Genomic DNA, 9,027 nt, shown 5'->3' with positions numbered 1-9,027 from the left:
TCTCAATCCCTTCACCTGGTGGACCGGCGCTAGCTGGGGCACGATCCTCTACGGGCTGCGCGGCAAGCGTCAGGTGGGCGAGGATTCGCTGGGCAATACCTATTGGGAAGGTGGCCGGGATACCGCCGGCATTCCGCGCCGCTGGGTAATCTATAACGGCGCCAACGACAGCAGCCGCGTGCCCCCGGAATGGTTCAGCTGGCTGCATCATCAAGTCGATGGCGTGCCCACGGCGGTGTTGCCGCCGCCGCGCCAGTGGCAGAAGCCCGCCGTTCCCAACATGACCGGCACCGCCCTGGCTTATCGTCCGTCGGGGGCGCTGGAAAAGGGTGGCCATCGCGCCGCCGCCACCGGCGATTATGAGGCGTGGAATCCCGACGCATGAACCGCGCGCTCGCCATCGGCGGGCTGATCGTGGTCGCCGCGGCGGGCGCTACCTGGGCGGGGTTGCACGTCCTGGGCGACGGTCCCGCGCCCCGTTCCGGCGGCCCAGCGATCAGTAAGGCGGTTCCCGATGCGATCGGCGCGCCATCGCCGGCGGCCACCGGCGCGAACGACGTCGTGCCGTTGAACACGCAGGAAGCGATCGACGCCAGCACCACACCGATGGCGCAGCGCGTTGCGATACTGGGGCTGCTCAACAAGCGTAACGGGGTGAGCCGCGACGTGACGATGAAGCCGGGGCAATCGATGCGCGTCGGCGATGTGGTCATTCATTTGCGCGCCTGCGAGCGCACCGCGCCGTGGGAACCGGAACAGCTGACCGGCGCCTTCGTCCAGCTCGACGTGCGCGGTATCGATACGCATTGGCGGCGCGTCTTTTCGGGCTGGCTCTACAAGGAGCGGCCCGCGCTGAACGTCGTCCTGCACCCCGTGTATGACGTGTGGACCAAGGGCTGTACCGTCGCGTTCCCGGAGCCAAAGCCGGCGGCGACCACCCCGTCGCGCCGCGTGGCGCCCACAAACGCGCCCGCCGCGCCCGACGATGGCGCCCCGGCGGACGAGGCGGTGGGGGAGACGGCACCAGCCCCGACCGCGCCCCCGACGGCGGCCCCCGCCGTGCAGCCCCCGGCCAACTGACGGGCGGGCTGACGCGCGGCGGCTTCGTCACTGTCGCGCCGTTATGGCCGCAGATAGCTTAGAATCACCGCCCCCGGCACCGCGCCGCCGACGAGCGCGTCCCGCTCGATCGCATCGAAGGGTGCGGTGGTCGCCTCGTGGCGCGTCGTACCGTCGAGCGCCTCGGCGAGCCGCGCCATATACGCCTCACGGTCGATCTCGACCGCGCCGAGCGTGGCGAGATGCTCGGTCATGAACTGGCAGTCGAGCAGCGTGAAGCCGCCGGCGCGCAACCGCGCGACCAATGACGCGATCGCCACCTTGGACGCATTGCTGGCGCGGCTGACCATGCTTTCGCCGAAGAAGGCGCGCCCGAGGGCCAGCCCGTACAGACCGCCCGCCAGTCGGTCGCCGTCCCAGCATTCGACCGAATGGGCAAGGCCAAGCGCGTGCAGCCGCACGAACGACGCTTCGATCGCGGCATTGATCCAGGTATCGGGGCGATCCTCCGCCGCCTCGGCGCAGAGCGCGATGATCTGTCCGAAGGCGCGATCGACGGTGACGCGGAAGCGATCCGCGCGGATCACCTTGGCCAGCGAGCGCGAGCAGTGGAACCCGTCAAGCGGCAGGATCGCGCGGCGGCGCGGTTCGACCCAATAGACCCGCGTGGCGTCGCGGCTGTCCGCCATCGGAAACACGCCCATCGAATAGGCGCCGAGCAGCAACGACGGGTCGAGCGGCTCGCTCACCGTTCGCGCTGGCGCTCGATCCGCCGCCACAGATGCGTGAACGCCGCCGCGACCGGGCTCCGCGGCGCGGCGACCGCTACCGGCAGGCGACGGGCGGCGGCGTTTTCGACCGCGCTGGCCATCGGTATCGCCGGCCAGTCGGGGTGACGCTCGATCGCCTGCACGTGCAGCGCGCGGCGGCGGTCGACCATCACATGCACCGGCATGATCGGCACCTGCCCGCCGAAATGCCGCTCCACCATCGCAAAGGCACGCTGCGACAGCGGCGACGGGATCACCGGCACCACGATCAGATCGGCGGCGCGCGCCACTTGATCTGCGGTTTCGGTCAGCCCCGGTGGGCAATCGAGGATGACGATATCGTGATCACCCAGATCGGCGACGATCTTGCGCAGGCGGCGCTTCTTGTCGATCTCCCGGAACAGGTGGTTCAGATCGCGCAGCGATGCGTCGGCGGGCAGCAGGTCCAGCCGGTCGAAGCGGGTGGCGGTGATCACCTTCGTCGGTGCGAGATCGCGCGAAAACACCGCCTGTGCTTGATCGTGCTGGCCGCCGTCGCCCAGGATCCAGCTCGATGCCGCCTGCGGATCGAGATCCCATAGCAAGGTGCGCCGCGCCGATTGCGTCGCCGCGCACCACGCGAGATTGACCGCCAGGGTGGATTTGCCGACACCGCCCTTCAGGCTGTAGATTGCGATCGTGGTCATGATGCCACGACCGTAGGCGGCGCGCGGAGGAGCGGCAAGCGCGGGCGTATCGTGCGGGGCCGATCAGATCAGCCCGGTGATCGGCTCGACCAGTGGCGCGGCGGCCTCGAAGCTGGCGACGGGCCAGGCGCAATAATCGGCGGCATAATAAGCGCTGGGCCGGTGGTTGCCCGATTCGCCCGGGCCACCGAACGGCATGTTCGCTGCCGCGCCGGTGGTCGGCCGGTTGCGGTTGACGATCCCCGCGCGGCTGTCGAGCAGGAACTGTTCCCACTTCGCGTCGTCCGCGCTGATCAGTCCGGCTGACAGACCGAACGCGGTGTCGTTCGCGGCGGCGATTGCCGCGTCCCAGTCGGCGACGCGCCGCACCGTCAGCACCGGCGCGAAGATCTCCGCGTCGGGCACCGTCAGCCCGGTCACGTCATAAAGGGCTGGCGTGACGAAGGTGTCGGGTCGCCCGGCGACGGTGCCGAACCGCCGGATCGCGCGTGCGCCGCGTGCCTCCAGCGCGTCCACCGCCGCCCGCACGCCCTGTGCCGCGCGCTGCGACACGAGCGGCCCCATGAAGGCATCGCCCGGTTCGTCCCAGGCGGCGACGCGCAGGCGGTCCGCCATCGCCGCCAGCGCCTCAATCATCGCATCGCCCGCGGCGCCCTGCGGCACGATCAGCCGCCGCGCGCACGAACAGCGCTGTCCGGTGGTGACGAAGGCGGACTGGATCGCGATGCCCGCCACCGCCTCGGCATCGCCGTCCCAGGCGATCAGTGGATTGTTGCCGCCCAGCTCCAGCGCCAGGATGACATGCGGTCGGTCGACGAAAGCGTGACGAAACACGCGCCCGGCGGCGGCGGAGCCGGTGAACAGCAATCCGTCGATATCCGCCGCGATCAGCGCGGCACCCACCTCGCGGCCCCCCTGCGCCAGCGACAGCACGCCATCGGGCAAGCCGGCATCACGCCATGCCTGTACCATGATCTCGGCGGTCCATGGCGCTTCCTCGGACGGTTTGAAGACGACGGCGTTCCCCGCCAGCAGCGCGGGCACGATATGCCCATTGGGCAGATGGCCGGGGAAATTATAGGGGCCGAGCACCGCCATCACGCCGTGGGGTTTGTGACGCAGCACCGCGCGGCCGAAGGGCAGGGCGGCATCGCGCGTGCCGGCCCGCTCCGCCTGGGCGGCGATCGATACCGCGACCTTGCCGATCATCGATCCGGCTTCGGCGCGGGTTTCCCATAGCAGCTTGCCGGTTTCGCGCGCGATCGCCTCCGCCAGCAGGTCGCGTCGTTCCTCCAGCACGGCGGCGTAACGACGCGCGATCGCGATCCGTTCGTCGACCGGGCTGCGCGACCAGTGGCGCAGTGCGGCGCGTGCGCCGGCGACCAGCGTCGCGCAATGCTCGGGGGCGGTGGCGGCCCCCTCCCATACCGTTGTGCCATAAGCCGGGTCGATCGAGCGTAGCACCGTCATCACTGTTCCTTCGCCACCGGCCGGGCCGCGATCCACAGGACGCCAAAGCCGGCCATCGCCGACAGGATCGATCCCGCCAGAACCCCGATCTTCACCTCATCGACATAGGCCGGGTTGGTGAAGGCGAGCGCGCCGATAAACAGGCTCATCGTGAAGCCGATCCCGCAGAGCAGCGCGGTGCCATAGACTTGCCACCACGATGCGCCCGCCGGCCTGTGCGCCCAGCCGAGCGCCACGGCCAGCCGGGCAGCCCCGAACACGCCGATCTGCTTGCCCAGGAACAGCCCGGCCGCGACGCCCAGCGGGATCGGCTGCAACAGGGTGGCCAGCCCCGCCCCGGCCAGCGACACGCCGGCATTGGCGAAGCCGAACAGCGGCACGATCAGGAATGCCACCCAGGAATGCAATGCCTGTTCCAGCCGGTGCAACGGCGACACCGCATCGTTCCGGTCGATCGGGATCGTCGCGGCGGCGAGGACGCCCGCGATCGTCGCATGGACGCCCGATGCCCATACCGCGATCCACAGCGCTGCCGCCAGCGGCAGATAGGCGTCGAGCCGCCGTACACCCCGCCGGTTCACCACCACCATCACCAGGAGGATCGCCGCCGCTGCCGCCAATGCGACCAGCGACAGGTGACGGGTATAGGCGAGCGCGATGATCGCGACCGCCCCCATATCGTCGACAATCGCGACCGTGGTGAGGAACAGCATCAGCGAGGTCGGGACGCGCCGTCCGAGCAAGGCCATTACCCCGATCGCGAACGCGATGTCGGTGGCGGACGGGATCGCCCAGCCCGATGCGGTGTGTGCGGCGCCGCCGGTGGCGATCAGATAGAATAGCGCTGGCACCACCATGCCGCAGGCGGCGGCGAGCGCGGGCAACGCGCGATCCGACCAGCGCGACAGATGCCCGTCCACCAGCTCGCGCTTGATCTCCAGCCCGACCATCAGGAAGAACACCGCCATCAACGCGTCGTTGATCCAGTGCAATACCGACAGCGGCCCGACGTATCGGTGCAGCAGGGCGACATAACCGGGGCCGAGCGGGCCGTTGGCGACGATCAGCGCGATCACCGCCGCCGCGATCAGGACGATCCCGCCGGACGCTTCGCTCTCGAGGAAGGCGCGCAACACGCTACGTGGACGATCGGGTCGGGCGGATGGCGTGGTCATGCTGCCTGTTCCCCCAGCGCGGCGCGCATCGCAAGCGAAACCGGGCGGCCGACCCCACGCCAGCAACTTTGCTGCCTGCGCATCATCGCCGGGCGGGCCGCGTCATGCGACCGACATGATCTCGATCGCATCGTCGCGGCCATTGAACGCCACCAGATCGCCCGCCTCCGCGCCCATCATTGCCCGCGAGAGGGGCGCGGAGAAGGCGAGCAGACCGGCCGCCGGATCGGCTTCGTCGTCGCCGACCAGCGTGATGGCCCGCTCCTTTCCCGCCAGGCGAAAGACGACGCGCGAGCCGAAGCCGACAATGCCGTCGCGTCGTGCGTCGGTTTCGATCGCGGTAGCGCGGCGCGTCGCCCAGTAGCGCAGGTCGCGACGGATCGCCTTCACCGCCTCGTCATCAGGAGCGTGGGCAAGCGCGCCCTCCAGCGCGGCGATGCGCTGATCGATCAGCGCGCGACCGCGCGCGGTGACGAGATTGGGGCCGGCAGGGATCGGCAGTTCGAAACGGGGTTCGAGATGCTCCTCGTCGCTCTCCCGGCGAAAGGCGACGCTCATCCGAGTTTTCCGAATTGCGCTTCGTAGCCGCTTCGGTCGCCCTGCGCGAGCAGGCGCGCCTGTTCGCGCCAGCGATCGCGCTCCATACGGCCCTGGAACGCCCCCATCTGCGCATCGAGCCCGGCTGCCTCGGCATCGTCCAGCCATGCCAGTTGATCGACGCGCGTGACGCCCAGTTCCGCCAGCCGCGCCGCAATCTTCGGGCCGAGCCCCTTCAGCACCGTCACCGGCGTCGCGCCGTCATCTGCCGGTGCGGCGGCGGCCGAATCGACGGCGATGCTCGCGGGGGTGGCGTCGAGCGGCGCGGCCGCCGCGATCGGTTCGTCCGACAGTGGTGCGACCGGGGTGGCGGCGGTTTCGCGTGGCGTCGATGGCGCGGGTTCGCTCGGGGGCGGGGAGGCGGTGCGCGGCGCGGCGGTGTCGTCACGCGCCCGCGTCGGCGCCCCCTCGGCCGTGTTGGTCGCAATGACCCCATCGGCCTTCAGCTCGGTGATGCGGCGCTGCTCTTCGGCCTCCGCGGCCTTGCGCTTGCGCTTGTTGCGTGCGCCGACGATCATCGCGATCACGGTTAGGATCGCCACCACTGCGACCAGCGCAAGGGCGATCGTGACCAGCGCGCCGTCCTGCGAAATCGGGTCCAAAACGAAATTGCTCGAATTCATCATCGCTTCCTAGGCGGCGGTGGGGTGCCAACTCAACATTCCGCGCTCGCCTTGGCTCCGATGTCGCGACGGAAGAAGCCGGTCGGGAAGTCGATCCTGTCGACCGCGGCATAGGCTGCGGTGCGCGCGGCGCCGATATCCGGGCCGGTCGCGGTGACCGCCAGCACGCGCCCGCCGTCCGCGACCAGCGTATCGCCCGCCATCGCCGTGCCCGCCTGAAACACGATCGCGCCATCCCGCTCGGCGGCATCAATGCCCTGGATCGTCCCGCCCCGTTGCGGCGTGCCGGGATAGCCCTCCGCCGCCATCACCACCGTCAGCGCGGCATCGGCATCGAAATCGGCGGCTGGCAGGTCCGCCAGCCGGCCCTCCGCTACCGCCAGCAAGGTTTCGACCAGATCCCCTCGAAAGCGCGCCATCAGCACCTGGCATTCGGGATCGCCGAAGCGGACGTTATATTCGATCAGCTTCGGCCCGTCGGCAGTGAGCATCAGCCCGGCATATAGCACGCCGACATAGGGCGTGCCCGCCGCCGCCAGCGCATCGATGGTTGGCCGCACGATCTCTCCCAGCGCGCGTTCCTCCAATATGGGTGTCAGCACCAGCGCGGGGCTGTAGGCGCCCATGCCGCCGGTATTCGGCCCGGTATCGCCGTCACCGACGCGCTTGTGATCCTGTGCCGAGCCGAACGCGGCGGTGGAGGTGCCGTCGGACAAAACGAACAGGCTCGCCTCGGGGCCTTCCAGCCGTTCCTCGATCACCGCTTCGACCGGGCCGTTGGCGTAGAGGTCGCGGATCGCCGCCTCGGCCTCGTCACGGGTGGTTGCGACGACCACGCCCTTGCCGGCGGCCAATCCGTCCGCCTTGATGACGCAACAGTCGCCGAAATCGTCGAGGCAGGCGAGCGCGCCATCGCGCGAGGTGACGCGGAAATAGCGCGCGGTGGGGATGCCGACGCGCGCGCACAGATCCTTGGTGAAGCCTTTCGAGCCCTCCAGTCTGGCGGCTTCGCGACCGGGACCAAAGACCGGCACGCCGATCGCGCGGATATTGTCGGCCAGCCCGTCGACCAGCGGCGCTTCGGGGCCGATCACCACCAGGCCGATCTGCTGACGCCGCACGAAATCGATCACCGCGCGGTGATCCGCCACATCCAGCTCGGCGATGGTCGCATGCTGCGCGATGCCGGGGTTGCCCGGCGCGGCGAAGAGCGTATCGAGTTGCGGCGATTGCGCCAGCTTCCACGCCAGCGCATGCTCGCGTCCTCCAGACCCCACCAGCAGGATGTTCATGGCCGACCCCTTTTTCGATACCCAGGCCCCGGAGACCGGGGCGGGGCGGCTGGTAGCCGAGGCGGTGCCCGGCGACAATGCGATGGCGCTGAGCGTCAGCGAACTGTCGGGCCGACTGAAGCGGATGGTGGAGGGCGAATTCGGCCATGTCCGCCTGCGTGGCGAAATTTCCGGTTACAAGCGCGCCGCCTCGGGGCACGTCTATCTATGCCTGAAAGATGACGGCGCGGTGATCGACGGCGTGATGTGGAAGGGCAGCGCGGCGGCGCTGGCGTTCCGCCCGGAGGATGGGATCGAGGTGGTCGCGACGGGGCGGCTGACCACCTATCCCGGCCGGTCGAAATATCAGATCGTCGTCGAGCGGATGGAACTTGCCGGCGCCGGCGCGCTGATGGCGCTGTTCGAAAAGCTGCGCGCGAAGCTGGCGGGGGAGGGGCTGTTCGACCGCGAGCGCAAACGGCCGCTGCCGTTCATGCCGCACACGATCGGCGTCGTCACCTCGCCGACCGGGGCGGTGATCCGCGACATCCTGCACCGGCTGGAGGATCGCTGCCCCACGCATGTCATCGTCTGGCCGGTCAAGGTGCAGGGGCAGGGCGCGGCGGAGGAGGTCGCGGCGGCGGTGCGCGGCTTCGATGCGCTGCCGCCCGATGGCCCGATCCGCCGCCCGGACCTGGTGATCGTCGCGCGTGGCGGCGGCTCGATCGAGGATCTCTGGTCCTTCAACGAGGAGATCGTGGTGCGTGCCGTCGCGGCCTGCTCGATCCCGATCATCTCGGCGGTCGGGCACGAAACCGATACCACCCTGTGCGACCATGCCGCCGACCTGCGCGCACCGACGCCCACCGCTGCGGCGGAGATCGCGGTGCCGGTGCTGGCGGAGCTGCGGCTGACCCTGGATGCGATGCGACACCGCAGCGAGCGGTGCGCGCGCCGGCATGTCGAGCGCGGGCGCGAACGGCTGGAGGGGCTGGCGCGTGGACTGCCGACCCGCGACCGGCTGCTCGGGCCGCAGCGGCAGCGGCTCGACGATCTGGGCGGGCGGCTCGATCGCGGCCTGGAGCGGCGCGTCACGCGGTCGCGCGGGCAGCTCGATCGCATCGCGGGGGCCATTCGCCCCGCCACGCTGGAGCGGCGGCTCGAATCGGCGCGGGCGCGGCTGGCGGATGTCGGCCGGTTGATCGAAAGCCTCAATCCCGACCGGATCCTCGAGCGTGGCTATGCCCGAGTGGAGGATCGTGACGGCGGCACCGTCACCACGGCGGCGGCCGCGACCGCCGCGGGGGCGTTGACGTTGCGGTTTCGCAACAATGGCGTGGTCGCGGTGCGGGTTGAAAGCGAGGGAGCTGGCGAGG

Annotated in this window: 10 protein-coding genes; 3 read left to right on the top strand and 7 right to left on the bottom strand. The window is 70.0% G+C overall.

Features of this window, described 5'->3' with window-relative positions; genetic code table 11:
* Together ACFDSW_RS12730 and ACFDSW_RS12725 are read left to right on the top strand one after the other, a co-directional pair.
* Positions 1–385, top strand: a 385-nt coding sequence (locus tag ACFDSW_RS12730) for an NADH:ubiquinone oxidoreductase subunit NDUFA12 (RefSeq protein WP_375250661.1), incomplete at its 5' end; no start/stop codon positions are given.
* Entirely contained in the window at positions 382–1,080 is a 699-nt protein-coding gene (locus ACFDSW_RS12725; protein WP_375250660.1) for a DUF2155 domain-containing protein, read from the top strand. The genes ACFDSW_RS12730 and ACFDSW_RS12725, both read left to right, overlap by 4 nt.
* Before the next feature lie 41 nt (positions 1,081–1,121).
* On the opposite strand, the gene aat is transcribed toward ACFDSW_RS12725, so the two are convergent.
* The 7 genes from aat to purD form a co-directional block, all read right to left on the bottom strand.
* Entirely contained in the window at positions 1,122–1,763 is a 642-nt protein-coding gene (gene aat / locus ACFDSW_RS12720) for a leucyl/phenylalanyl-tRNA--protein transferase (RefSeq protein WP_375250662.1), read from the bottom strand.
* 41 nt (positions 1,764–1,804) lie between these two features.
* Positions 1,805–2,515, bottom strand: coding sequence for a ParA family protein (locus tag ACFDSW_RS12715; protein WP_375250659.1), 711 nt, complete (start codon positions 2,513–2,515; stop codon positions 1,805–1,807).
* A gap of 63 nt (positions 2,516–2,578) precedes the next feature.
* On the bottom strand, positions 2,579–3,985 hold the full coding sequence (gene astD, locus ACFDSW_RS12710) for a succinylglutamate-semialdehyde dehydrogenase (RefSeq protein ID WP_375250658.1): 1,407 nt from the start codon (positions 3,983–3,985) through the stop codon (positions 2,579–2,581).
* A complete protein-coding gene (gene nhaA, locus ACFDSW_RS12705; protein WP_375250657.1) occupies positions 3,985–5,160 on the bottom strand; it encodes a Na+/H+ antiporter NhaA in 1,176 nt (391 codons plus the stop codon). Before nhaA ends, astD begins: the two co-directional genes overlap by 1 nt.
* 102 nt (positions 5,161–5,262) lie before the next feature.
* Positions 5,263–5,718 (bottom strand): GreA/GreB family elongation factor, encoded by a 456-nt coding sequence (locus tag ACFDSW_RS12700; RefSeq protein ID WP_375250656.1) that lies wholly within the window; start codon positions 5,716–5,718, stop codon positions 5,263–5,265.
* A complete protein-coding gene (locus ACFDSW_RS12695; RefSeq protein WP_375250655.1) occupies positions 5,715–6,383 on the bottom strand; it encodes a hypothetical protein in 669 nt (222 codons plus the stop codon). Before ACFDSW_RS12695 ends, ACFDSW_RS12700 begins: the two co-directional genes overlap by 4 nt.
* A gap of 29 nt (positions 6,384–6,412) precedes the next feature.
* Positions 6,413–7,672, bottom strand: a complete 1,260-nt coding sequence (gene purD, locus ACFDSW_RS12690) for a phosphoribosylamine--glycine ligase (protein ID WP_375250654.1) — start codon at positions 7,670–7,672, stop codon at positions 6,413–6,415.
* Here purD and xseA point away from each other — a divergent pair.
* Positions 7,671–9,027: exodeoxyribonuclease VII large subunit (gene xseA, locus ACFDSW_RS12685; protein ID WP_375250653.1), on the top strand; the 1,357-nt coding region annotated here is incomplete at its 3' end. The genes purD and xseA overlap by 2 nt on opposite strands.

Source organism: Sphingomonas sp., assembly GCF_042091075.1.
Classification (GTDB): Bacteria; Pseudomonadota; Alphaproteobacteria; order Sphingomonadales; family Sphingomonadaceae; genus Sphingomonas.
The sequence above is the reverse complement of the archived record's forward strand: the minus strand, read 5'-3'. Positions and strand labels throughout refer to the sequence as shown.